Raw genomic sequence first — 23,928 nt, 5'->3', positions numbered from 1 at the left:
GTGTCGGCCTTCCAGGTCCTCGTGGAATGGGTGTACTAGGCCGTGGCCGGTCTCCTGGCTGACGGGGGTTGTGCGCGGCGGACCCACCTTCCCAGGACACAAGTGCCCCAGTGGCTCCGGTCGACAGATGTCGTCCGGATCGATCCGCCGCTCCCGATCACAGTGGCGAGGGCCGCACCGGTTTCTCACCGGTTTCCCGAACACCACGGCTCGGGCACTGTACCAAGATCACCATTCCGACTGGTCTGTCGGCATCGACTTTCGGGCTGTTCGGATGTTTCGCCTGTAACGGTGCCGCTGCCCCCGAAGCCTCAGGGCGCGACCGGCATCAGCTACTGCAGGGCGATGTATTTGGTGTCGAGGTATTCCTCGATGCCTTCGATGCCTGCTTCCCGACCGAGGCCGGATTCTTTGATTCCGCCGAACGGGGCCGCGACGTCGGAGATGAGTCCGCGGTTCACGCCGACCATACCGGCTTCGATCGCCTCCGACACTCGCAGCGCCCGGTGCAGGTCACGGGTGTAAATGTAGGCAGCCAAGCCATATTCGGTGTTGTTGGCGGCGGCGATGCCCTGGTCCTCGTCGTCGAAGCCGGTGATCGCGGCGACCGGCCCGAATACCTCTTCACGCAGAATGCGCGCATCGGCGCTGACGTCGTTCAGCACGGTCGGGGCGTAGAAGTAGCCGTCGCCGTCAGCACAGGCGCCGCCGGTGGTGACCACCGCGCCCTTGGTGACGGCGTCGATCACCAGTTCGTCGACCGAGTGTCGCTGCTTGTCGGTGATCAACGGGCCGACCTGCACGCCGTCGAGGTGGCCCGGGCCGATGGCAAGCCCACGCATGCGTTCGGTGAGGCGGGCAGTGAATTCGGCGCGGACCGCGTTGTCGACGTGGAAGCGGTTCGCGGCGGTACATGCCTGTCCGGTGTTGCGCATCTTGGCGGCCATCGCTCCCTCGACCGCGACGTCGATGTCGGCGTCGGCGAACACGACGAATGGCGCGTTGCCGCCGAGTTCCATCGAGGTGCGAAGCACCGAGGTGGCTGCGCGCGCGAGCAGGTGCTTGCCCACCGCGGTGGATCCGGTGAAGGTGAGCTTACGAAGCCTCGGGTCCGCGAGCATCGGGTCGGTCAGCTGCGCTGATCGAGAGGTCGGCAGGATCGACAACACACCGGGTGGCAGGCCGGCCTCGGCGAAGATCTGGCCGAGGAACAGCATCGTCAACGGCGTTTCGGAGGCGGGTTTCACCACCACTGTGCAGCCGGCGGCGAGCGCGGGACCGATCTTGCGGGTGCCCATGGCCAGGGGGAAGTTCCACGGTGTGATCGCCAAGGTCGGGCCGACGGGCTGTTTGGTCACCAGGATTCGCCCGTTCCCCGAGGGGGAGGGTGTGTAGCGGCCGTTGATCCGCACGGCTTCCTCTGCGAACCAGCGCAGGAATTCACCGCCGTAGCCGACCTCGGCGTAGCTGTCGGGCAACGGCTTGCCCATTTCCAGGGTCATCAGCAGGGCGAAGTCGTGTCGGCGTGCTGTCACCAGTTCCCATGCCCGGTGCAGGATTTCCGCGCGCCTTCGGGGCGCTGTCGCCGCCCACGCCGGTTGCGTTGCGGCTGCGATGGTCAGGACCTGCGCGCCGTCGGCGGGGTCGGCGTCGGCCACTTCGACCAGGACCTTTCCGGTGGCAGGGTCGTAGACCGGGAACCGCGACCCGCCGGCCGCCGGAGCTTGGTGCCCGCCGATCCACAGGTCGGTCGGCAGCGTGGCCAGGAAGGCGTCGATGTCGGTCATCGGCGGCCTGCCGCGGCGTGCAGGACGTCGTCGAGCACGGTAATGGCCTCGTCGAGCAGGGCGTCGCTGATCACCAGGGGTGGCAGCAATCGGATCACGTTGGAGTGGGTGCCGCAGGTCAGCAGGACCACGCCCTGGGCGAGGGCTTCCGCAGCTATCCATTTGGTGAGGTCGGGGTCTGGATCGGTGGAGCCGGGGTGGACGATCTCGATGGCCAGCATCGCGCCGCGGCCACGAACGTCGCCGATGATTCCGGTCCGGTCGGCCGCTTCGTGCAACCGTGGTTTGATCGCGCGCTCGATCGCCCGCGCCCGGGCAGGCAGGTCGAGTTCGCGCATCGTGCGCAAGGTGGCCAGCGCGGCCGCGCAGGACACCGGGTTTCCGCCGTAGGTGCCGCCGAGTCCGCCCGGATGCACCGCATCCAGGAGCTCGGCGCGGCCTGTGATCGCGGCCAGGGGCATACCGCCAGCGATGCCCTTGGCCATGGTGATGATGTCGGGCTCGATCTGCTCGTGTTCACTGGCGAACCAGGCGCCGGTGCGGGCGAAACCGGTTTGCACCTCGTCGGCGATGAACACCACATCGTGCCGCTTGGCCCAATCGGCCAGCGCGGGAAGAAAACCCGGGGCCGGGGTGATGAAGCCGCCTTCGCCCTGGATCGGTTCGATGATGATCGCTGCCAGCGATTCGGCGCCGATCTGCCTGTCGATCTGCTCGATGGCGCGGCGTGCGGCGAGCTCACCGGTCAGCCTGTCGCGGTAGGGATACGAGGCAGGCATCCGGTAGATCTCGGGCGCGAATGGCCCGAACTGGGTCTTGTAGGGCATCGACTTCGCGGTCAGTGCCATGGTCAGGTTGGTGCGGCCGTGGTAGGCATGGTCGAAGGCGACAACCGCGGTCTTGCCGGTGGCCAGCCGCGCCACCTTGACGGCGTTTTCCACCGCCTCGGCGCCGGAGTTGAACAGGACGGTGCGCTTGTCGTGTGCGCCCGGGGTCAAGGCCGCCAGTTGTTCGGCGACCTCGATGTATCCCTCGTACGGGGTGACCATGAAGCAGGTGTGGGTGAAGCGACGGGCCTGCTCGGCCACCGCGGAGGCCACCTCCGGGTTGGCGGCGCCGACGGTGGTCACCGCGATCCCGGAGCCGAGATCGATGAAGGAGTTGCCGTCGACGTCGACGATCACCCCGCCATCGGCGTCGGCGGCATACACCGGGACCGCAGAACCGACCCCGGCCGCGACAGCCTGTCCGCGCCGCTTCGCCAGTGCGGCAGAACGCGGCCCAGGCAGCGCGGTGACGATGGAGCGCTGTTGCGCGAGACGATAGGCGATGTCGGTCATCAGAGAGACTCCAGGTGAATCGATCGGAAGGTGGGTGGGGGTTTGCCCTGGTGTCAGTGGAGGGTGCTCATCACGTGCTTGATGCGGGTGTATTCCTCGACGCTGTAGGCGGAGAGGTCTTTGCCGTATCCGGAGTACTTGAATCCCCCGTGGGGCATTTCGGCGACCAGCGGGATGTGGCAGTTCACCCATACCGCGCCGAAGTCCAGTGCCCGGGTGAGTCGTTCGACGGTGCCGTGGTCGCGGGTCCACACGCTCGACGCCAGGCCGTAGTGCACGTCGTTGGCGTAGTCGACGGCCTGGGACTCGTTGATGAAGGACTGCACGGTCAGCACCGGCCCGAAGGTCTCCTGCTGCACGATCTCGTCGTGCTGGCCGACGCCGGTGATGATGGTGGGTTCGAGGAAGTAGCCCTGGTCTCCCACGCGTTTGCCGCCGGTGACGATCCGGGCGTGCGACGGCAACGCATCGAGTTTGTCGGTGACCGTGGTGAAGTGGTCGATATTGTTCAACGGGCCGTAGTAGGCATTCGGGTCCTCGGGCAGTCCCGGCCGTAGGGTCTCCGCCTTTTTCACCAGCGACTCGACGAGTTGATCGTGGACGGAGTGGTGGACCAGGACCCGGGCTGCGGCGGTGCAGTCCTGTCCGGCGTTGAAGAAGGCCGCTTCGGCGATGCCGGCGGCCGCCTTGTCGATGTCGGCGTCGGCGAACACCACCGCCGGCGCGTTGCCGCCGAGTTCGAGGTGTACACGTTTGACCTGCTCCGCCGCCGCGGCCGCGACGGCGATCCCGGCCCGCACCGAGCCGGTGATCGAGACCAGGCCGAGAGCGGGACGTGACACCAGTGCCGCGCCCGTGGTGCTGTCGCCGAGTACTACGTTGAACACCCCGTCGGGCAGAATGTTCTTGCTCAGCCGGGCGAGAACCAGGGTGCTTTCGGGGGTGGTGTCGCTCGGTTTGAGGACGACGGTGTTACCGGCGGCCAGGGCGGGTCCGATCTTCCAGATCGCCATCATGAACGGGTAGTTCCACGGCGTCACCTGCCCGACGACCCCGATCGGTTCGCGCCGCACGTAGGAGGTGTATCCCTCCATGTACTCCCCGGCGGCTTTTCCCTCGAGCAATCTGGCCGCGCCGGCGAAGAAGCGCAGCTGGTCGGCGGCCACTGCCACTTCCTCGGTGGCGATGACCGCTCGCGGCTGACCGGTGTTGCGGCACTGCGCTTCGACGATGTCATCGCTGTGTGCCTCGATCGCGTCGGCCAGTTTCAACAGCACCGTCTGCCGGAAGGCCGGGGTGGTCTTGCCCCAGGTGACAAACGCTCGTGACGCGGCGGCGACCGCCGCCTCGACATCCTCGCGAGTCGAGACCGGTGCTCGGCCCACCACGCGCTCGTCGACCGGGTTGACCAGGTCCAAGGCCTCTTGGGACACCGAGGCCACGAACAAGCCATCGACGTAGTTGCGCAACAGCGCGATCGGCATGATTTCCTCTCAGAGTTGTGCGGTGGTGACAGCGGGCGCGGTCGGTGCGTTGTGCACCAGCGCCCGGCCGACGTCTTCGGCGGCTCGCTGCCCCGCGCTCACCGCGCCGTCGATGTAGCCCTGGTTGACGGTGGCGGTCTCGGTGCCGGCCCAGTGAACGCGTCCCACCGGTTGCCGATCGGCATCGGTGTACTGGGTGATCACGCCAGGCGGACGGGAGCTCACGCAACCGCTGATCCACGGTTCGTGCGTCCAATCCTTCTCCAGGTAAGCCCGCGGCTGGGCTGCCTCGGGCCCGAACAGTGTCTGCAAGTCGGCCAGGAACATCGCACGACGCACTTCGGGGTTGTCGAGGATCTCGTCGCTCCAGTGCAGGCCGTACCCGGATCCGGCGGTGCCGAGAAAGGTGAGGAGGATTCCGACGCTGCCGTCGGGCGGCGAATTGTCGACGACGTAGTTGGCGACCCGCAGATCGGTGATCGCCTGGCCGTTGAATCCCTGGTCACGCCAGAAAGGTCGGTCATAGATCGCGAACAGTTTGCTTTCGGTGCCGTTGCACCAACGGCGCTGGAGCATGGCCCGGCGGGTAGGCAGATCCGGCGCGAACCGGATGCGGTTGGCATCCGAGGGCGCCATAGCGACGATCGCTTGTTCCGCGCGAACATCGACACGCGCGGAGGACACCGTCACCCCGGTACTGTCCTGCGTGATCCGCGAGACCGGCGAGTCGAGCACGACCTGTCCGGGCAGGGCGTCGGCCATGCGCAGCGAGATCAGCTGGGTGCCTCCTACTACGCGGGATTCCTGAGCGCCGCCGGTGATGTTGACCAGATGGTCGATCCCGCCGCAGCCGGCGATGCGGGTCAGCTGCACCAGCAGCGAGGTGCTGTGGAGGTCTTCACCGTCGGTGACGGTGAAGGCCAGTTTGAACAGCAGCCGAACTTCCTTGGTGAAGGAGTTCGCGTCGACCCACCGGCCGAAGGTGATGCTGTCCCAGTGACGAGCCTCAGGTGCCTTCCACGGGGCGTCGAGCGGGACGGTTTTCGCCATCCGCTCGAGGCGCAGCTGCAACTGCGCGAAGTCGGCCAGGACCATCGGGTTCAGCGGCGGGATCGTGCCCTTGTAGAGCTTCTTCTTTCCTTTACGCAGGTAGATCGACTTGCCCTCGACGTAGGTCTTGAACGTGTCGAGGCCGAGTTCGTCCAGCAGCGCCAGCACGTGCTCTTGGCCGGGTCCGACCCACTGCCCGCCGCCCTCGGTGATCACACCGGGAACGACATCGAGGTTGAAAGTGCGTCCGCCGACCCGGTCGTCGGCTTCGACAACGACGACAGAATGTCCGGCTTGGTGGAGTCGACGGGCTGCGGTGAGGCCCGATACTCCGGCACCGACTACAACGACGTCGGCTGTCAATTGCTCGCTCATGGTGTGACTCCTTTGTCGGTCGAAAGAGTGAAGTGCGCCGGAGCCAGGGCGGTCCGGCGGATTCTTGTCAGCGGACGCGGCGGTCGAGCTGGTCGGCGAGGCCGGCGCGGGTGTCGGTGGTCTTGTTCATCGCGTTCCTCCGGATCGCCCTGTGGCAGTGGTGCGTCGGCGACGCTGTCTGGGCTTCGTGGTGGTGCAGTGCTTGTCGACATGCGCGGCGATGTGTTCGACGATCACGTCGGCCAGCGAGTCCGGGATGTGGTGGCCCATCCCCGCGATGACGAGGTGGCGGGAGTCGGGAATGGCGGCCGCGGTCGCCTCGCCCCCCGAGGGGTCGACGAGGGGGTCCCGTTCGCCGTTGACGACGAGTGTGGGTACGCGAATCGTGCGCAGCTCGGCGGTGCGGTCGCCGGACGCCAGGATGGCTTGTAGCTGGCGTTGCATTCCGGCGGGGCCGTCACCGGCTGTTCTGTCCCATTGGACGGCTGCGTGCTCGGCCTCGGCGAGTTCATCGATGGGGTACCCGGCACCCGCCAAGTTGGCGGTCAGGCGCAGGTGCGCTTTGATCGCCTGCGGTTTCGTCCGCGGCGACTGCGTGGCGAGGATGAAGGTCGTCTTCATCGATGCTCGCCCGACCGCAGGGTGGCCCGTCGTTGAGTAGACCGAAATCAATGATGCTGCGTACGTGGGGAATTCGGCGGCGACCTGCTGCGCGATCATGCCGCCCATCGATCGCCCGACCAGATGAACGGGACCGATGCCGAGGTGCTCGATCAGGTACGCGCAATCGGTGGCGCAGTCGGTGAGGGTGTAGGCATCCGATCGTGGGCGCGACGAGACCAGCCGGAGGACCCCCGGGGCGGGATCGGAGACGAAGGTCGACCGACCGCTGTCCCGATTGTCCACCCGGATGACGAGGAAACCGCGGGAAACGAGCGCGGTCACGAAGTGCTGGGACCACATGGTCAGGTCTTCACCGAGGCCACCGATGAGCAGGACCGCGGGTCGACCCGGCCGACCGTCGACGCGATAGCAGACCCGGATGCCGTTGGGCAGAAGTGTGAACTGGTCCGTGCTCGCCTCGGGCCGCTCAGACATTGCCGGATTCCTGTGCGGCTCCGGCCAGTTCCCCGCGAGTGGATGAGCCGCCGGCGAAGGGCTGGTCGGTACTGGCGCTGAGGTGCAGGCTGTCGTCGAACAGCGCGCCCCGCAGCAGTTTGGCGTCTTCGGGGTAGGACAGTCCCATCCGCCAGGGCAGTTCGGTTCCTTGCCGGGGCACGGTGTGCTGGGAACGCAGTACGTACCCGGCGCTGATGTCGAGCACGGGCTTGGTCTGCATGCCGAGCTCGGCGACCGCGATCGCGGTGTCGTAGCCGTGGCTGTCCATGTGCGCGAGCAGGTCACAGAAGTAGCGACACAAGAGGCTGATCTTCAGCGTCCACGACGATGTCGTGTATCCGACCGCGATCGCCCAGTTCGGCACGCCGGAGAGCAGCATTCCGCGGTAGGCGATCGTTTCGGCGAGGTCGACCGGAGTGCCGTCGACTCGCAGGTCCATGCCCCCGAACAGCTGCAGGTTCAGGCCGGTCGCGGTGACGATGACGTCGGCGGGCAGCTCGCGACCGGATTCGAGCAAGATGCCATCCGGGGTGAATCGCTCGATCTTGTCGGTAACGACCGAGGCGACGCCGTTGCGGATCGATGCGAAGAAGTCGCCGTCGGGTGCCAGGCACAGCCGCTGGTCCCACGGATCGTAGGGCGGGTTGAAATGGGTGTCGACGTCGAAACCCTGTGGCAGCAGGCGCTTGTTGACCCGGCGGATCAGCGCACGCCCGGCCCTGGGGAACATGCGCAGGCCCTTCACGACCCCGCGGTCGAGCCAGATGTTCTTGAACCGAGTCAGTGCGTATCCGCGCTGTTCCCCGAACAGCTTGGTCAGTGCCAGCGCCAGCGAATCCACCCGGGGCATCGGCATCACATACGTCGGGGTGCGCTGCAGCATGGTCACGTGCTCGGCCGCGCCCGGGCCCGTGGCCATCGACGGAACGAGCGTGATCGCGGTGGCGCCGCTACCGATCACCACCACCTTCTTGCCGGCGTAGTCGTAGTCCTCGGGCCAGTGCTGGGGATGGAGGATGTCGCCGCCGAAGTCGTCGCGTCCCTCGAAGTGCGGAGTGAAACCTTCGTCGTAGCGGTAGTAGCCGGTCGCAGCAAAGACCCAGTTCGCCTTGATCTGCTGGTGGGTGACCGAGTCGGTGCCATTGTCGATCCGGACCCGCAGCGTCCAGGCCGCCTCGGTGGTGGACCAGTCGGCCGAGGTCACTCGGTGCCGGAACCGGATCAGCTGCTCGAGGCCGTTCTCGTGCACGGTTTCGCGCAGGTAGTCGCGGATGAGTGGCGCGTCCGCGATCGCGGCCCTGTCCTTCCACGGCTTGAATTCGAAGCCGAAGGTGTGCAGATCCGAATCAGATCGAATACCGGGGTAGCGGAAAAGATCCCACGTACCACCGATATTGTCGCGTCCTTCCAGCACAACGACACGCTTGGTCGGGAATGCTTTCGTGACGTAGCGGGCGGCGCCGATTCCCGAGATTCCGGCACCGATGATCACGATGTCGAACTCTTCGTTGACGATCGACGTGTTCATCACATTCACCCCATTTTCCGTTGGTTAGGCGTTAACCCACTCTCGCCTCGGCGCTATGTCGCCGAATACAGCGCCGTGCCCCACCTGTGGCCTCGACCGGTGCACAGTGCACACCTGTCGGTCTGTGCGTGTTGGTCTCGCCGGACGGAACCCGGGATGAGCTACCGCCGAGTCGTTGGACACGGCCCAGCAGAACCAGCCGAGCGGCGGTGGCGCGGTGTGTCGCATCGGTGATGGATGAGGGTGCAACGACGTGTCCCCCGGCACACCGAAGCGCCGGGCCGGGATCCACGTCAGGCTTTCATGAATTCAGCGCATCGCAGCCGGCAACCGAGTTCACGATTTCACCGGCCGAACTCGAAAGGCTCGCAACGCCGACCGTTTTCAGCTCCGGGCGTAACCCGTCAACGGTCATCGCGCAGCTGCAGATACATCAGCGCCGCGACCACACTGGTCGCATTCTCGACCAGCGGTATCGGCAACATCCGGTCGACGCGCGCCAATCGGCGCTCGATGGTGTTGCGGTGGGTGAACAGTCGCTCGGCGGTGCTGGTGGCGTTGAAACGCTCTTGCACGTAGGCCAGGGCTGTCTCTCGCAGCAGGGTGTCGGCGGTCGCGAATTCGCCGAGCGTATCGGTGACGAACTGTTCGGCTTGGGTCATGTCGGCGGACAGGGCCGCGACGAGTTGGATGTCCTCGTACCGGACGACCCGGCGGGCCGAACCCAGCCGTGCGAGGACTCGCTGCGCGGTGGCCGCATCCAGGTGGGTGCGGCGAAAGCCCTCGATGTCCCGTCCTGGCCGGCCCACCGCCACTCTTACCCCGGGCAATCCCTCCAGCTCCGGTTGCAGCACGGAGGTCGGCGGGACTTGATCGGTGGGAATCCACAACCAGAGCGCATTCGTGCTCGCCACCAATGTCAAACGCCGTCCGGCGCCGCAGGCCCGCATCACATGCTCGGCTGCTGCCTCGAGCGCCTCGGAGCGTTCGCTGGAGTCCACCCAGACGATGGCTGCCACATGGGTGCCGGTGAGGGCGTAACCCAGCCGCGCCTCAGCGCGCGCACGACTGATAGGCGCGCCTTCGACCAGCAGCTGAGCGGTGGCGTGCCGTTCGGCGTTGGCACTGCGAGCGAGGTCGGTGCGTTCGGCTTCGACATATTCGGCCAGAGCTGCCATCGAGTCGTCGACGAAGGTGATGATCGAGTAGCCCGACACCTGCAAGGTCTCGCGCAGCAGTTCGTGATCACCGGTAGCGGCGAAACACTCGTCGGTCCACCGGCGCCACGCGACCCACTGGGCGGCACGCCACGATCCCAGATCGCCGGTGTCCAGACCTCGCCGCACGAGGTCACGGGCGAATCTCAGGGTCTCGGGATCCTCGAACAGTGGTACCCGTCGACCGGGATGGTGGATGGTCCCGGTGAGCCAATGTATGAGGTAGGCCTTGTGCATTCGCCGGTCCCCCGCAGCGAGCACCGGATCGTCGACGACGAACTGGTACTGGGTGCCGAGCTGGGAGGCGGCGAACACCTCGTCGACAAAGTCCTCGGTGGTGGGCAGGATCCGTTCGGCAACGGCGCGCATCAACGCGCACGTCCGCTCGCTTGGCACCGGCCACAGTTCCTCCATGGGTGCACTGTTCACCATCGATGGCTCGATTGCATCCGACTCTCCGAGAACCGCCACGACGACCTCACTACCTCCCGCCGTGGCTGTGATCGGCAACGGCGCAGAGTGGGGCTCGAAGCACTCAGCCCCCGACGGCGGCCCCGCCGGGGAGGAGGAGTTGGCGCAGGGCGTGGCCGGCGGCCAGGTCGGCGAGTGCGTCGGCTGCTTCCGACAACGGCCTACGGGCGGAGATCATCGACGCCAGATCGAGACGGCCCGCCATCATCTCGTCCACCAGTTCCGGGATGTCGCGGTGGGGAATGGATGAGCCGTAGTTGCAGCCGAGGATGCGCTGGTCGGCTTCGGCGAGCGCGAGTGGATCGAAGGTCGCGTATTCGCCCTGAGCAGGAAGGCCGACGATCACCGCCGAGCCGCCGAGCCCGAGTGCGGCGATCGCCTGCTCGGTGGTGCGGATCTTGCCGATCGCGTCGAACACATAGTCGTAGCCCTCGGGTACGGCCGACCGGAGCGCGGCGACCACGTCGGGCACCGCGGCGGCGTCGACGGTGTCGGTCGCTCCCAGCGTAACGGCCAGTTCGAGCTTGTCGGCCACTACGTCGACCGCGACGATGCGGGTTGCTCCCGCGAGTCTCGCGCCCTGGATGCACGCCAGACCGACTCCACCACAACCGATCACGGCGACCGTGGACTCCGGCCTGACCGCCGCGGTGTTGCGGACCGCACCGACACCGGTAGCGATGGCGCAGCCGATGATCGCGACGTCTTCGAGTGGGGCATCGTCGCGAATCTTGATGGCGCCGGACACCGGGACCACCACTTCCTCGGCGAACGAGGACACTCCGAGATAGTGGTGAATGCGGCCGGTCGCGTCCGACAAGCGGGTCGTACCGTCGTAGAGCACCCCGCCGGGCGCGACGATCGAGGCCACCAGTGCGCACTGCGCGGGTCGCCCAGCGCGGCATGTGCGGCAGTCCCCGCAGCCGGGCACCCACGACAGCACGACATGGTCGCCGATCTCGAGGTCATCGACCCCTTCACCGACCACGGTCACGATCCCGGATCCTTCGTGCCCCAGGACAACCGGCTGCGGCACCTCCCAAGCACCGGCGGTGACGTGCAGGTCGGAGTGACAGACCCCGGCCGCGACGATCCGGACCTGCACCTCGCCGGGTCCCGGGGGTGCCAGATCGACGTCCTTGAGCGTGATCGTGCCGCCGTCGTCGAGGACAACGGCGCGGATCGGAGTCGGCTGGGAGGTGGTGGTGTCGCGAGCAGGCATGCGGTGGTTCCTGATTCGTTGAGCTGTAGGGGGCGCGCCGCCACCTGGGCACTGCCGTGGCGACCCATCGAACGTGGCGTGTCAGAGGCCCAGGCGATCAGCGATCTCGTGGGCATCGGCCATCCACAGGCCCGGCGATCCGACGGGGTACTGCGAGCGAAACCCGAGTAGTTTCTGCACCCGCACCGACAGTCCGCGGATCGTTTCTCGGTCGATCAGCAGCGCATGTGGCTCCTCCGGAGTCAGAAAAGACGCCTGGACGGCGATGCTCACTGCCCGTCTGCACTGGTCGTGGGTCTGATTTGCGCCGCCCCCGTGCAACACCTTTCCGGAGAAATACAAGGCGTCACCTGCGCTCATCTCGGCTGCTACAGTTTCCGCGGGATCTCCGCGCTGACCGAAATCGTCGGCCAGATGAGTTCCCGGCAGCACTCGGGTCGCGCCGTTGGCGTCGGTGAAATCGGTCAGCGCGACAAGGAGATTGGCGCACACTTCGGGTGCGTTCCTGCCCATGGCGGCGAACGCTGGATAGTTCTCGTTGTCGCGATGCAGGAACTGGGCCCGGTTACCGGGACCGATCTGAATGACCTGACCGGTCGAGAGCCACCAGTCCCCCAGATGATCGCGGAATGTTCCCTCGCCCAGGGCATGCAGGAGATCATCATCGAGGATCTCCCGGCGAAACGTCGGACTCTGCGCGACCAGTCCGGTCATCCGTTTGGTGTTGGCGCCGTGGAACTCCTGCATGATCGGGTTCCAATGCTGCGACCCCGCCGAAACATCGCCCAGAGCGGGGTCGAGTTCGGCGTTGAACCGGCGGACCTGATCGGCCGACAAGAATTCGCTGATGATCACCGCCCCGTCCTCGGCCACGATCTGCAAGATTTCTTGCAGATCGGTCGACCGCGGTACCTTACGCACGAGCCGTGACCGGCCATCTGCCATTGATGCCATGGTTTCACCTTCGTCTCGACTGAATGGACTCACCCAGCGCTATCAGGTCGGATGTTGTTGTTCACCACGGAGCTCCGTCTCAGACGCGGGTTCCTGGGATACCCGCGGTTCGTTGCCGCTGGTGTAATGCCACTCTGCCTGCGGCGGTGTGTGTCCACCACGACGCGGTGCCCATGGATGCGTCGGGGACTGGTGCACGCTGCACACCTTGTCGCCGATTGTCCGATCGCAACCCGATGCCTGCCTGGGTGCCGCAACGCGGCGCGTGTGTTGCGCAGCCGCGGGCCGCTGCAAGAGGCGAATCCGAGACTCTGACTCGATGGGCCCAGTGGACGGTGTGCAGAGTGTCGCAGTCGGCGCGACATGTGGCTGCACGTCGGCGTATCGGGCGTCCCGCAAGCCCGCCACTGTGGAAGCCGCACGAGATCACGGTCACACTCAAGGAGGCGCGACGATGCGCGAGGCATTATTCGCAGCGGCGGACATCTGGATGATCGCCATCGGACTCATCTGCGGCGTGAAATTCATTCGGCGGCATCACAACTATCTGATCGGCCTCGAATGGATCATCATGGGAATGTCGGGGACGAATTTCCTGATCTACGGCTTGACGATGGCGGGTCCCGATTCCCCGATGTTCCACATCGCCTTCTTCCTCGACGCATTCTCGCGCTCGATCGGGTTCACGCTGATCCTGGTCCTCGGATTGCTGGTCGTCACCCACGGCTACAAGCCCACAACCCGGGTCGAGGTGAGCGCCTTCGCCCTCGCCGCCGTTCTCGGGTTCTGCCTCTCCGAATACGCCCGGGAGATCGGTACCCCCGGCAAGGCATTCCTCCTGATCACCGCGCTCGCGACGTCCGGCTTCCTGTGCTACTTCGCAGGGAGGCTCTGGGAAATCGGCGAGCGCGCCCACGCCGGGGCGGTGGCTGCCGTTACCGCATTGAACGTGGTCGTCGCCGCGATCTACGACTTCTGGCGGATCCCCGGCGACGACGCCAACCACACCCTCTTCTACACCCTCGCATTGTTCACCTGGGGCCTGGCAATGCTCGTCGTCTACCGGTCCTACACCGCCTTTGCTACCCACAACAGCCGGGTCGGCGCAGGCATCGACCCCGTCGGCACCTCCCCGGTCCACTGAGCTGAAGTCACGGCGTAGTCGAGGAAGTAGGCCTCGCGAGCGCGGGTGGATTCAGGGACCTGGTCGGCGGCGCCCATGAAAGCGGTGGATTCGCTGGCGAATGACCGAGGACGAGTCGGTCGAGATGGTTCTCGACCTCGCCGCGGCCGGAGTCGTCCTGCTCGAGCTCTCCGGCAGCAACGGGCAGGACCACCCGCACCGGCAGAAGTTGCAGCGCCAGTAAGTCGCGGCAAAACGGGGGCCTTGCCAACGACGAGTTGAGTGAGCGTTGATCGGTTGGCAACGGGCGCAGGGCGTCGGGGCAGTCACCGCAGACGCCCCCGTGGCCGGTCGACCGGTTCCTCGTCGCCGAAGCGGTTGAACAGCAGCTCGTGGAGGGCGTGCGTCGGCGTCATCCGGCCCGCGCGGATCTGTGTCCGCAGCGCGGCACGTTTGCAGGCACAGTCCTCGGCGGAGCACAGCTTGTGCTTCTGGGTGAGTTCATGGGCACGATCGGCGGACAACGGACGCGTGGGAGCGCGGTGCGCGAGGTCCGCGCGTACATCGGACACCGAGATTCCTTGCACGTCTCGCGACCACCACAGGTTCAGTGCGACAAGGACGGCGATCACGGCTGCGAGAGCGGCTGCGACGACGAGGGCGGTCACTGCTTGCTCGCCGGTGCGACGCAATCCAGAATCGCCCGGGTTACTACAGCTCCGGACGGCAGCTTCGCTGTCGGCGGCTCGACCCAGTACCGCAGATTCTCGTGCCACTCGGTGGGCGCAGGGAGCGCGATCTGTGTTCCGGAGCGAGACAGGGATACCTGGTGACGGAACAGCTGTGCGCAAGTGACTCGGTCGGTCGGCGCGTTGCCGGTCACCAGCAGGGTCCAGCGCCTGGAACGGGGGTGCGAGATCACCGGGCCGAGGCCGATCTGCTTGGCGTGCAGGTGATCGCGGACCCTGGTCGCTAGTTCGGCGGGCAACGTCATTCCCGCCAGGCGACTGTTGGCGACGACAATGAGCCGCCGCAGGTCCTCCTGGACGTGCGCATCGATCCCGTGCGCGCGGTAGAACTCGCAGTGTGCTCGCAAGGCTACTTCCGGTGCCGCCGATGAGGACTGCTGGGTGTCCGCAGATACAGACGTCATGGCTTGCTCCCTCAACTACCCAGTGCGACAGGCGAGCCGGCGGCGCGCGACCAACCTCTGGCCACGGCCAGTGCCCGACCCAATGACCATGGGCGGGCCACCGAGACCGGACATGGGTCCGGCTCGGCCGCTGTCCGGATCGGAATCCAGGGCATCTCGGCGGGATCGCACAGCTCCAGCATTCGGACCGTCTCATTGAGAGTCAGCCCGATCGGCCGCACCAACGCTTCGAGCTCACGCCACCTCGGATCAGCTGCGGGAAGTGGCAATACCTCGCTGATCGTGTCGGCGAGGACGACCAACGCCAGCGCCTGATCGGCGGTGAAGATTCGACCGCGAAGCGGCGGACAACTCCACTGCCCCGCACCGACGGCGACCGCGCACACCGTCGATCTGTCGGTCCGAATCCCCTTGCAGTCCATCTCGACGGTCATCTCGGCCCGTCCCCTCCGCGATGTGGCTTCATAAGGCACACGGTCGGCGCCCCTGAGTGGACTATGCCACTTCATCGGCTAGTGGCATAGGCCACTTTGCCCGATGATTGGAAAATTTCCGGAGAGCGAGATCAGAGGGTGATCGGATACTCCTGGCGGAACGTCCACGTCGACGGCGGGTACACAGCCTCGTCGACCTGCAGCGGAACTTCGCCCGGGCCATAGGCGACGAGCCAATAGACCAGGACGGCCGATCCGTGGTCGAGCCGGAGATAGTCCGCCTCGGCTTCCGTGGCGATGCGGGCGCTGACCTGATCGCGGGCGAATGACGCACGCAGCCCGACCGTTTCAGCCAGATACCGAAGCGTCCCGCCCCGGATTCGCTCCGGGGTCAGCAAGGCCGGGGCCGACTCGGCGAGATCGGCAGCGAACCAGCTTGTAGAGAACTCGATCGGACGGTCGTTGGTGATGAGTCGGCACCGCCGGACGACCTGAGAGTCCGGGTCGATTCCGAGCGAGCGCGCGACATCCGCTGGCGCGTCGACGATACCGACGCTCGGAAAGCTGACACTCTCCGCGTCGCTGTACATCGTGCCCAGCGCGGCCGCACGCTCATACCGCTCGCGAGCACGTGGCGCCGCCGCGACGTCACGCACGATCGTGCCCGACCCAACGCGAGATTCGACGAGGCCTTGCGCACGAAGGACCGCCACTGCGCTGGATGCCGTCGGGCGGGAGACACCCCAGCGTCTGGCCAGTTCCCGCTCCGAGGGAAGTTTGTCGCCGGGGCGCAGATCGCCCCGGACGATCTCGTCGCGCAGAGCGCCAGCGATCTGCTTGTATGGCGCTGCGACCTGCTCGACTTTCGGCACTGCAACTTCCTCTCGTGGGCGGCCTAGTACCCTAGGCCACTAGCCACATTAGCCACTTTTTCGCTCGACGACAGCAGGCAGACTCATGAGGAACGCAGTGGCCTTCGCCGCAGGTGGCGGTGGAGATGCCATCTCCGCCGCCGTCCTGGGGCACGCACTCGCCGATCAGATCACTGTCTCGGCAATCATGAGCTGGTCATGGGATCGGCTTCTCATGGACCCTTCGCCCGGTCCGCGCAGCGCCGCCGACTTCGACGGTCTGGTCGACCGTGGATCCGACCTCTTCGAGGTCGGACCGAACGCCAGCCTGAACACCGGCGGGCTGTCCACTCTCCCCCGGGTCGCCGGCCACACGAATTTGCCGATGCTGCTGGCCGATCCGACGAAGGGAGCCCGAGGACTGAGCCGTCAGCTGGTGCGGGCGGCACAGGTTTTCGACGCAGACATACTTCTGGTGGTCGATGTCGGAGGCGATATCCTGGCAGCCGGCCACGAGCCCGGGCTGCGCAGCCCTCTCGCCGACTCGCTCGCTTTGGCAGCAGCCGTCAAGACTGGAATACCGACCGACGTCCTCGTCACTGGGTTGAGCCTCGACGGCGAGCTCACCGTCGACGAACTCGAGGGTCGGCTTGCTCGACTCGAGGCCACTCCCCTCATCGATCTACAGCCGCAGCACACCACTCAGCTGGACGGTGTATGGCAATGGCACCCATCCGAGGCGAATGCCCTGCTCGCAGTCGCCGCGAACGGCTGGCGCGGACGTGTCGAGTCTCAACGCGAAACCTCGATTGTCGTCGACGACCGGTGCACCACGGTCTTTCGCGTCGACGCGGACCGCCTGGCCGGCGACTCGATCGCCGCGGACCTGGCCACATCCAGAACCCTCGACCATGCCGAACATCTTGTCCGCGTGCGACGGGGCATCAGCGACATCGACATCGAGCGACAGCGGCTCGTTGCGCGGCGCCAGCCACGCACCACGGGCCTCGACGATATCGGTGCCCTCGACCGATACGTTCAGGACGCAGCAGCACGCGGGACCGACGCCCTGACCATCCGTCGCGTTCTCGAACTCACTGATGCGACAAGCCCATCCGGTGCCGATACCTTGCGCAAGGAGCTTCTACGGCGGCGCCCGAACAACTTCCTGCCGCCCCTGTATCTGACCTCGCCCTAGTTCAGGCCAACGCGCTGGCGCGTGGTGGAGACGGCCGATGCCACTCAGCTGGATCGGGCAAGAACAGCGCCGGGGTCAGCCCGCTGTGATCCGGTTGAACGCACCGGTCACCGCCAAGTGATATGTGCTTATTGACGGTCGCGCGGCGCGGTCGTGGTTTCGGTGTCGCGGAGGCGATCCGTGCTGGCGCCCAATGCGGCGGCCGCGGTCCATCCGGCTCGCGCTGTTCATGGGAGTCAGCCTGGTCAGGTTTAGGCGAACACGTTCGACCCAGCTAACAGTTCTGCCGCCCTCGAAGCGTTGCCACGGGGCAGGGTGTGGCGAGACAACGCGGCCGGCCGAAGGGATTCTCGATTGATTCACGCTTGGGACAGTCGCGGCGAATTCGGGCGGTGAGGAGTTCCTAACGCTGCGGTTACCTTCCGTGACTTCAGAGAAACAGCACGTCAATAGCGTATACAGGCATGTCGACCACACTGAATACGCTGGGCCCGGCGCCGGGAAGTCTGCGCGATGTGGTGTATTCCGCGCTCCGCGACGAGATCATGAACGGGCAGATCCGGTTCGGGGAACGCCTGACCGAGCCGAAGGTGTCGGCCAGATTCGGAATCTCTCGCACACCGGCACGGGAAGCATTGGCCAAGTTGTGCGCCGACGGACTGTTGCAGCGCGACGAGGTCGGATACAGCCCGGTGCGGCCCAGCATCACCGGCATCCGTGACCTCTACGAGCTTCGGATCACCCTGGAGCTCGGCGGAATCACGCGCGCCATCACCAACCCCGAGGTCCGCCACGACCGGGAACTGCTCGAGCACGAACGGCAGCGCTGGCTGGACCTCCAGGCCGACCCGCCCGCGCAGGAACCGGGTTTCGTCGTCGTCGACGAGAGCTTCCACGTGGCGTTGCTGACCGCGTCGGGCAATCCCGAACTGGTGTCGGCGCTGACCGCGGTGAACGCCCGGATCCGCCACGTGCGGATGTACGACTTCATGGTCAACAACCGGGTCGAGGTGACCATCGCCGAGCACCTCGCCATTCTCGATGCCGTTCTGGCAGAGGACCTTCCCCACGCGTACGAGCTGTTGCGCCGACACATCGGCGAATCGTTGGACGTCGTCGTCGACCGGGTCACTCGCGCCGTCGTCGCGATGACCCTGGCGGCCGAGTAGGAGTTTGCGGTGAGTCTGAATTTCGACACCCTGCTGGTGGCCAACCGCGGGGAGATCGCCTGCCGCGTCATGCGCAGCGCGGCCGGCCTCGGCCTGAAGACGGTGGCGGTGTACTCCGATGCCGATCTCGGAGCCGCGCATGTCCGGATGGCCGATTCCGCGATCCGGCTCGGACCGGGTCCTGCCGCACAGTCGTATCTGCGCAGCGATCTGGTCATCGAGGCCGCGCTGGCAGCCGGAGCGGGCGCGATCCATCCGGGTTACGGATTCCTCTCCGAGAACGCGGAATTCGCGACCGCGGCCGCCGAGGCGGGCATCGCGTTCGTCGGCCCGACACCGCAGCAGCTGCGGATCTTCGGCGACAAACACACGGCGCGCGAAGCCGCCCGCGCGGCGGGCGTTCCGCTGGTTCCCGGCAGCGGCGTGCTGGACTCGGTCGACCACGCGATCGCCGAGGCCGAGCGCATCGGTTACCCGGTGATGCTCAAGGCGGTCGGTGGTGGCGGTGGCATCGGCATGCAAGCATGCTTCACCGCCGACGAAGTCCGCGCTGCGTTCGAGCGGGTGCGCAGGCTCGCAGTGGCCAACTTCTCCTCCGCCGGGGTGTTCCTGGAGCGGTTCGTCACCAGGGCCCGCCACATCGAGGTCCAGCTGTTCGGTGACGGTGCGGGCCGGGTCGTCAGCCTGGGGACCCGGGACTGCTCACTGCAACGCCGGAACCAGAAGGTCATCGAGGAAGCGCCGGCACCGGGACTGCCCGCCGAGGTCACCGCGGAACTGCTCGGGACCTCGCGGGCGTTGGCGAGCTCGGTCGGCTATCGCTCGGCGGGCACGGTCGAGTACGTCTACGACACCGAACGCGGGACGGCGTCGTTCCTGGAGGTGAACACGCGCCTGCAGGTCGAACATCCGGTGACCGAGGCGGTGACCGGCGTCGATCTGGTGGCGTGGATGCTGCGCCTGGCCGGTGGCGACACCGGCATGCTCGACGGCCTGCCCGACCACGGACCCGCGATCACCGGTGCCGCGGTCGAAGCCCGCGTCTACGCCGAAGATCCCGGCAACGACTACCGGCCCAGCGCCGGAACGGTCACGCGGGCACAGTTTCCCGACGAGGCCAGGGTCGACACATGGATCACGACGGGCACCGAGGTCAGTTCCTTCTACGATCCGCTGCTCGCCAAGGTCATCGCCCACGGCGACACCCGCGCGCAGGCCTTCGAGCGGCTCGCCACGGCGCTCGGGCAGACGCGTGTCTACGGCGTGCAGACCAATCTGCCCCAGTTGCGGGCCGCGGCGACCGCGCCGCTCGTGCGAGCGGCCGAGCATGTGACGAGCAGTCTGGCCGATCTGGCGTGGGCGAGCCGCCGCATCGACGTGGTGCGGGCGGGAACCATGACGACCGTGCAGGACCACCCGGGCCGGATCGGCTTGTGGGAGGTGGGGATTCCGCCGTCGGGACCGATGGACGACCTGTCGTTCACCCTCGCCAATATCGCGGTCGGCAACGAGCCCGGCGTGCCCGCGCTCGAGAACACGCTGCAGGGACCACGCCTGCGATTCGCCGGGCCCACGCTGATCTGTGTCACCGGAGCGCCCACCGTGGTGACCGTCGACGGAGACCCCGTCCCGATGTGGGAACCGGTCGCCGTCGCCGCGGGCGCGACGCTGGACATCGGCTCGCCCACCGACGCGGGACTGCGCACCTATCTCGCCGTGCGCGGTGGCATCGACGCACCGCTCTACCACGGCAGCGCGGCGACTTTCGCGCTCGGCGGGTTCGGCGGCGTGACCGGCAAGGCCGTCGCCGACGGTGACGTCCTCGGCGTCGCGGCCGTCGACGCGGACCGGCCCGACACCCCGGCCGCGGTGCCGGTCGAGCACCGGCCGGTGTTCACCCACGACTGGACCTTGGCGGTGGGTGAGGGTCCGCAGACAGCGCCCGCGTACTTCACCGACGCCGACATGGCACAGTTCTACGACAGCCGCTGGACGGTGAGCAGCCACGCCAATCGCACCGGGATCCGGCTCGAGGGACCGAAGCCGCAATGGTCGCGCACCGACGGCGGCGACGCCGGATTGCATCCGTCGAACTTGCACGACAACCCCTACAGCGTCGGCGCGCTCAATGTCTCCGGGGACACCCCGATCCTGCTCGGCCCCGACGGACCGAGCCTGGGCGGGTTCGCCTGTCCGCTCACCGTCGTCTCCGCCCACCGCTGGCAGCTCGGTCAGCTGCGACCCGGCGACACCCTGCGCTTCGTCCCCGTCTGCGACGCGACCGCCACCGCCCTGCGGAACTCCCCCGTCGTCCGCGCCACCGGCGTGGTCGGCGAACAGGCTACGCCGCTGCATGATCGAGGCGTTCTTCATCGTGCACCGGGCACCCTCGATCGGCCCGACGTGGTGTATCTGCGCGGCGGCGACGACAACGTCCTCGTCGAGTACGGCGCCATGGAACTCGACCTGGGTCTGCGGATGCGCGTCCACGCCCTCGCGCAGGCGCTGGCCGCGGCGGCCCCGGCAGGGATCATCGACGTCACTCCGGGTGTGCGGTCGCTGCACATCCACATCGATCCCGACACGCTGCCCCAGCACCGGCTGATCGGGTTGCTCGCCGAGCTGGAACTCGAGCTGCCCGCGACCGCGGACCTGGAAGTGCCCAGCCGGACCATCCGGTTGCCGCTGTCGTTCGACGACCCATCGATCGCCACCGCGATCGATCGCTATCGCAACGGGATTCGCGACACCGCGCCCTGGCTGCCGTCGAACACCGAGTTCATCCGGCGCATCAACGGACTCGACAGCGTCGACGAGGTCCGCCGGACCGTCTTCGACGCCGAATACCTCGTGCTCGGCCTAGGCGATGTGTATCTCGGTGCACCGCTGGCGGTTCCACTGGATCCGCGGCACCGGCTGGTCACCACCAAGTACAACCCGGCCCGCACCTGGACCCCGTCCGACGCGGTCGGCATCGGTGGCAAGTACCTGTGCGTGTACGGCATGGAGTCCCCCGGTGGCTATCAGCTGATCGGCCGCACGATCCCGATCTGGTCGAGCTACCGGCAGACTCCGCCGTTCGAGGACGGCACGCCGTGGCTGTTCCGGTTCTTCGACCGCATCGTGTGGGAGCCCGTCACCGCCGAGCAGCTCCTCGACTATCGTGCCGCCGCCAGGGCGGGCCGGTTCGACGCCGAGATCAGCGACGGCACCTTCGCACTGGCCGACTATCTGAACCTGTTGCGCGACAACGCCGACGACATCGCCGCGTTCGAGGCGAGACAAGCCGCGGCCTTCGATGCCGAGAAGCAGGCGTGGCACGCCGCCGGCGAGTTCGACCGCACGATCGTCGCCGAAGCCGAACCCGAACAGCCCACCGACCCGCTCGCCGGCCTGCCGACCGGCGCCACCCTGGTGACCGCCCCGATGGTCGGCAATGTGTGGCGCATCGACATCACCCCCGGTGCCCGGCTCCGCGCCGGCGAGCAGGTGGCCGTGCTGGAGGCGATGAAACTCGAGCTGCCCGTGACGAGCCCGGTCACCGGCACCGTGCTGCGGGTGTTCGCCGAACCCGGAGCCAAAGTAGAACCAGGAACCCCTCTCGCTGTGATCGGAGCCGACGAAGAATGAACACCCTTGCGCCCCAGTCCGACGCCGGGCAGGCACCGACCGCTCGGGTCGCCGCCGCCTACGCGCGTATCGCCGAGGTCGACCGGCCCGAGGTCTGGATCACCGTGCGTGCGCAGGCCGAGGTGACCGCGGAGGCGGCGGTGATCGAACAGCGTCTCGCCGCGGGTGAAGTATTGCCGCTGGCCGGTCTGCTCGTCGCCGTCAAGGACAACATCGATGTCACCGGGATCCCCACCACCGCCGGATGTCCAGAATTCGCCTACACCCCGACCGACACCGCCACCTCGGTCCAGCGTCTGATCGACGCGGGCGCGGTCATCCTGGGCAAGACGAATCTCGACCAGTTCGCCACCGGCCTGGTCGGCACCCGCAGTCCGTACGGTGCGGTCCGCAACGCGCATCACCCCGCGCTGATCGCTGGCGGCTCCAGCTCGGGCTCGGCCGCCGCGGTCGCCCTCGGCATCGCCGATCTCGGAATCGGTACCGACACCGCCGGTTCGGGCCGCGTCCCGGCCGCGCTGCACGGCATCGTCGGCATCAAGGCCAGTCTCGGCATCATCCCCACCGACGGTGTGGTCCCCGCCTGCGCCGACTACGACGCCGTCACCGTCTTCGCGGGCACCGTCGATCTCGCCACCCGCGCGGCGGCGATCATGGCGGGTCCGGAGCCCCGGGACCCCCGTAGCCGCACCTGGCCCGCCGACGTCCGCTTGGCCGCGCCGCGTGAACCCCGGCTCGCGGTGCCGGACGAAGCGAACCTCGCGGCGCTGTCGTCGAGCTATCGTGACGCCTTCGATCGCACCGTCGCCGCGGCCACGGCCGCCGGGGTCAAGATCGAGCCGATCGACATCAGCGGTCTGCTCGAGGCCGCGCGGCTGCTCTACGGTGGCGCGATCGTCGCCGAACGATACGCCGCGGTCGGCGCGTTCCTCGAGACCCGTCCCGCCGGTGCCGATCCGACCGTGGCCGCCATCATCACCGCCGCCGCGGCGACTACCGGCCCGGCTTTCGCCGCCGACCTCGACGCCTTGGCCCGGGCACGCGCCGACGCGCTCGCGCTGGTCGGATCCTTCGACGCGCTGCTGCTGCCGACCACCACCGAACACCCGAGCATCGATGCGGTGGCCGCCGAGCCGGTCACGATCAACCAGCGGCTGGGCACCTACACCAACTTCTGCAACCTGCTCGATATGGCCGCGGTCGCGGTACCGGGGGAACCGACGGCCACCGGCGAGCCGTTCGGGGTCATGGTCGTTGTCCCCGCGTTCGCCGATCAGGTCGCCGTCGACATCGCCGCCCGGCTCGAAGGGTCTGCCGCGACACCACTTCTGGTGGACCGCGGGGTCGATCTGGCGGTGTTCGGCGCCCACCTGCGTGGCCAACCGCTGAACTGGCAGCTCGACGACCTCGGCGCCCGTTTCGTCGGCAGCATCCAGACGACCGACGCCTACCGGCTGACCGCGCTGGACACCACACCGCTCAAGCCAGGACTCGTCCGCACGGCCCCCGGCGCGGGAGCCCCGATCGTCGGCGAGTTGTTCCGGTTGTCCGAGGCCGCGTTGGGCAGTTTCCTCGCGGGACTACCCGCGCCGATGGCCTTGACCCGTATCGAGCTCGCCGACGGCCGCGCGGTCGTCGGATTCACCGCCACCCACGACGCGACAAGCACCGCAACCGACATCACCGAGTACGGAGGCTGGGTGACGTACCTGAACGCTAGGTAGCGGACAGCCAGGCTCACGCACAGCTGCCTGCCGCCGCGACGTCCTCGGAGGTCGAGCATCGAACCATCTCCGAGGGCACCGGCGCTGTCCGGCGGCTAC

Annotated in this window: 19 protein-coding genes and 1 riboswitch; of the genes, 6 read left to right on the top strand and 13 right to left on the bottom strand. The window is 67.2% G+C overall.

The features are described from left to right. Positions 1-26 precede the first annotated feature (26 nt). A riboswitch (cobalamin riboswitch) is annotated at positions 27-242 on the bottom strand. 90 nt (positions 243-332) lie between these two features. The 9 genes from AB0H54_RS19430 to AB0H54_RS19390 form a co-directional block, all read right to left on the bottom strand. Beyond that, the gene (locus tag AB0H54_RS19430; protein ID WP_357346710.1) at positions 333-1,787 is read right to left on the bottom strand and encodes an NAD-dependent succinate-semialdehyde dehydrogenase; all 1,455 of its coding nucleotides are present in this window, start codon (positions 1,785-1,787) and stop codon (positions 333-335) included. Then, positions 1,784-3,127 carry a 4-aminobutyrate--2-oxoglutarate transaminase gene (gabT, locus tag AB0H54_RS19425; RefSeq protein WP_357346709.1) on the bottom strand — a complete coding sequence of 448 codons (1,344 nt, stop codon included), beginning with the start codon at positions 3,125-3,127 and terminating at the stop codon, positions 1,784-1,786. Before gabT ends, AB0H54_RS19430 begins: the two co-directional genes overlap by 4 nt. Positions 3,128-3,180: 53 nt before the next feature. After that, the gene (locus AB0H54_RS19420) at positions 3,181-4,611 is read right to left on the bottom strand and encodes an aminobutyraldehyde dehydrogenase (RefSeq protein WP_357346708.1); all 1,431 of its coding nucleotides are present in this window, start codon (positions 4,609-4,611) and stop codon (positions 3,181-3,183) included. 9 nt (positions 4,612-4,620) lie between these two features. Continuing rightward, positions 4,621-6,036 carry an NAD(P)/FAD-dependent oxidoreductase gene (locus AB0H54_RS19415; protein WP_357346707.1) on the bottom strand — a complete coding sequence of 472 codons (1,416 nt, stop codon included), beginning with the start codon at positions 6,034-6,036 and terminating at the stop codon, positions 4,621-4,623. A 126-nt stretch (positions 6,037-6,162) separates the two neighbouring features. Beyond that, the gene (locus AB0H54_RS19410) at positions 6,163-7,134 is read right to left on the bottom strand and encodes an alpha/beta hydrolase (RefSeq protein ID WP_357346706.1); all 972 of its coding nucleotides are present in this window, start codon (positions 7,132-7,134) and stop codon (positions 6,163-6,165) included. Continuing rightward, positions 7,127-8,683, bottom strand: coding sequence for an NAD(P)/FAD-dependent oxidoreductase (locus tag AB0H54_RS19405; protein ID WP_357346705.1), 1,557 nt, complete (start codon positions 8,681-8,683; stop codon positions 7,127-7,129). Before AB0H54_RS19405 ends, AB0H54_RS19410 begins: the two co-directional genes overlap by 8 nt. Before the next feature lie 404 nt (positions 8,684-9,087). After that, entirely contained in the window at positions 9,088-10,314 is a 1,227-nt protein-coding gene (locus AB0H54_RS19400; RefSeq protein ID WP_357346704.1) for a helix-turn-helix domain-containing protein, read from the bottom strand. Between the two features lie 121 nt (positions 10,315-10,435). After that, positions 10,436-11,593, bottom strand: coding sequence for a zinc-binding dehydrogenase (locus tag AB0H54_RS19395; RefSeq protein ID WP_357346703.1), 1,158 nt, complete (start codon positions 11,591-11,593; stop codon positions 10,436-10,438). An 81-nt stretch (positions 11,594-11,674) separates the two neighbouring features. After that, positions 11,675-12,547: a phytanoyl-CoA dioxygenase family protein gene (locus tag AB0H54_RS19390; RefSeq protein WP_357346702.1), complete on the bottom strand. Its 873-nt coding sequence runs from the start codon at positions 12,545-12,547 to the stop codon at positions 11,675-11,677. A 454-nt stretch (positions 12,548-13,001) separates the two neighbouring features. Between AB0H54_RS19390 and AB0H54_RS19385 the strand changes: the two genes are divergently transcribed. Together AB0H54_RS19385 and AB0H54_RS19380 are read left to right on the top strand one after the other, a co-directional pair. Continuing rightward, positions 13,002-13,691: a transporter gene (locus AB0H54_RS19385; RefSeq protein ID WP_357347528.1), complete on the top strand. Its 690-nt coding sequence runs from the start codon at positions 13,002-13,004 to the stop codon at positions 13,689-13,691. 100 nt (positions 13,692-13,791) lie between these two features. Further along, positions 13,792-13,914: a hypothetical protein gene (locus AB0H54_RS19380; protein WP_357346701.1), complete on the top strand. Its 123-nt coding sequence runs from the start codon at positions 13,792-13,794 to the stop codon at positions 13,912-13,914. Positions 13,915-13,996: 82 nt separating this feature from the next. Here AB0H54_RS19380 and AB0H54_RS19375 read toward each other — a convergent pair whose 3' ends face one another. The 4 genes from AB0H54_RS19375 to AB0H54_RS19360 all read right to left on the bottom strand — a co-directional run bounded on the left by AB0H54_RS19375 (position 13,997) and on the right by AB0H54_RS19360 (position 16,129). Then, entirely contained in the window at positions 13,997-14,242 is a 246-nt protein-coding gene (locus AB0H54_RS19375; RefSeq protein WP_357346700.1) for a hypothetical protein, read from the bottom strand. A 92-nt stretch (positions 14,243-14,334) separates the two neighbouring features. Beyond that, positions 14,335-14,823 (bottom strand): DNA-directed RNA polymerase subunit beta, encoded by a 489-nt coding sequence (locus AB0H54_RS19370; protein ID WP_357346699.1) that lies wholly within the window; start codon positions 14,821-14,823, stop codon positions 14,335-14,337. A gap of 11 nt (positions 14,824-14,834) precedes the next feature. After that, complete coding sequence (locus tag AB0H54_RS19365) at positions 14,835-15,257, bottom strand: hypothetical protein (protein WP_357346698.1); 423 nt, start codon at positions 15,255-15,257, stop codon at positions 14,835-14,837. Between the two features lie 131 nt (positions 15,258-15,388). Then, entirely contained in the window at positions 15,389-16,129 is a 741-nt protein-coding gene (locus tag AB0H54_RS19360) for a GntR family transcriptional regulator (protein ID WP_357346697.1), read from the bottom strand. Positions 16,130-16,226: 97 nt separating this feature from the next. Here AB0H54_RS19360 and AB0H54_RS19355 point away from each other — a divergent pair, with 97 nt between their 5' ends. From AB0H54_RS19355 to atzF, 4 genes are all read left to right on the top strand, one after another. Next, positions 16,227-17,306 (top strand): DUF1152 domain-containing protein, encoded by a 1,080-nt coding sequence (locus AB0H54_RS19355; protein ID WP_357346696.1) that lies wholly within the window; start codon positions 16,227-16,229, stop codon positions 17,304-17,306. Between the two features lie 464 nt (positions 17,307-17,770). Next, positions 17,771-18,475 carry a GntR family transcriptional regulator gene (locus AB0H54_RS19350; RefSeq protein ID WP_357346695.1) on the top strand — a complete coding sequence of 235 codons (705 nt, stop codon included), beginning with the start codon at positions 17,771-17,773 and terminating at the stop codon, positions 18,473-18,475. 9 nt (positions 18,476-18,484) lie between these two features. After that, complete coding sequence (gene uca / locus AB0H54_RS19345) at positions 18,485-22,105, top strand: urea carboxylase (protein WP_357346694.1); 3,621 nt, start codon at positions 18,485-18,487, stop codon at positions 22,103-22,105. Then, positions 22,102-23,829: an allophanate hydrolase gene (atzF, locus tag AB0H54_RS19340; protein WP_357346693.1), complete on the top strand. Its 1,728-nt coding sequence runs from the start codon at positions 22,102-22,104 to the stop codon at positions 23,827-23,829. The genes uca and atzF overlap by 4 nt, the downstream gene beginning before the upstream one ends. Positions 23,830-23,928: the final 99 nt, after the last annotated feature.

It is taken from the genome of Nocardia sp. NPDC050718 (genome assembly GCF_040654235.1).
Lineage (GTDB): Bacteria > Actinomycetota > Actinomycetes > Mycobacteriales > Mycobacteriaceae > Nocardia.
This window is presented reverse-complemented; position numbering and strand designations above follow the sequence as displayed.

What these genes read in the sequence shown, in the direction of transcription:
- AB0H54_RS19430 (WP_357346710.1), bottom strand. Translation starts at nt 1,787, where the DNA reads ATGACCGACATCGACGCCTTCCTGGCCACGCTGCCGACCGACCTGTGG.
- gabT (WP_357346709.1), bottom strand. Translation starts at nt 3,127, where the DNA reads ATGACCGACATCGCCTATCGTCTCGCGCAACAGCGCTCCATCGTCACC.
- AB0H54_RS19420 (WP_357346708.1), bottom strand. Translation starts at nt 4,611, where the DNA reads ATGCCGATCGCGCTGTTGCGCAACTACGTCGATGGCTTGTTCGTGGCC.
- AB0H54_RS19415 (WP_357346707.1), bottom strand. Translation starts at nt 6,036, where the DNA reads ATGAGCGAGCAATTGACAGCCGACGTCGTTGTAGTCGGTGCCGGAGTA.
- AB0H54_RS19410 (WP_357346706.1), bottom strand. Translation starts at nt 7,134, where the DNA reads ATGTCTGAGCGGCCCGAGGCGAGCACGGACCAGTTCACACTTCTGCCC.
- AB0H54_RS19405 (WP_357346705.1), bottom strand. Translation starts at nt 8,683, where the DNA reads ATGAACACGTCGATCGTCAACGAAGAGTTCGACATCGTGATCATCGGT.
- AB0H54_RS19400 (WP_357346704.1), bottom strand. Translation starts at nt 10,314, where the DNA reads ATGGAGGAACTGTGGCCGGTGCCAAGCGAGCGGACGTGCGCGTTGATG.
- AB0H54_RS19395 (WP_357346703.1), bottom strand. Translation starts at nt 11,593, where the DNA reads ATGCCTGCTCGCGACACCACCACCTCCCAGCCGACTCCGATCCGCGCC.
- AB0H54_RS19390 (WP_357346702.1), bottom strand. Translation starts at nt 12,547, where the DNA reads ATGGCATCAATGGCAGATGGCCGGTCACGGCTCGTGCGTAAGGTACCG.
- AB0H54_RS19385 (WP_357347528.1), top strand. Translation starts at nt 13,002, where the DNA reads ATGCGCGAGGCATTATTCGCAGCGGCGGACATCTGGATGATCGCCATC.
- AB0H54_RS19380 (WP_357346701.1), top strand. Translation starts at nt 13,792, where the DNA reads ATGACCGAGGACGAGTCGGTCGAGATGGTTCTCGACCTCGCCGCGGCC.
- AB0H54_RS19370 (WP_357346699.1), bottom strand. Translation starts at nt 14,823, where the DNA reads ATGACGTCTGTATCTGCGGACACCCAGCAGTCCTCATCGGCGGCACCG.
- AB0H54_RS19365 (WP_357346698.1), bottom strand. Translation starts at nt 15,257, where the DNA reads ATGACCGTCGAGATGGACTGCAAGGGGATTCGGACCGACAGATCGACG.
- AB0H54_RS19350 (WP_357346695.1), top strand. Translation starts at nt 17,771, where the DNA reads ATGTCGACCACACTGAATACGCTGGGCCCGGCGCCGGGAAGTCTGCGC.
- atzF (WP_357346693.1), top strand. Translation starts at nt 22,102, where the DNA reads ATGAACACCCTTGCGCCCCAGTCCGACGCCGGGCAGGCACCGACCGCT.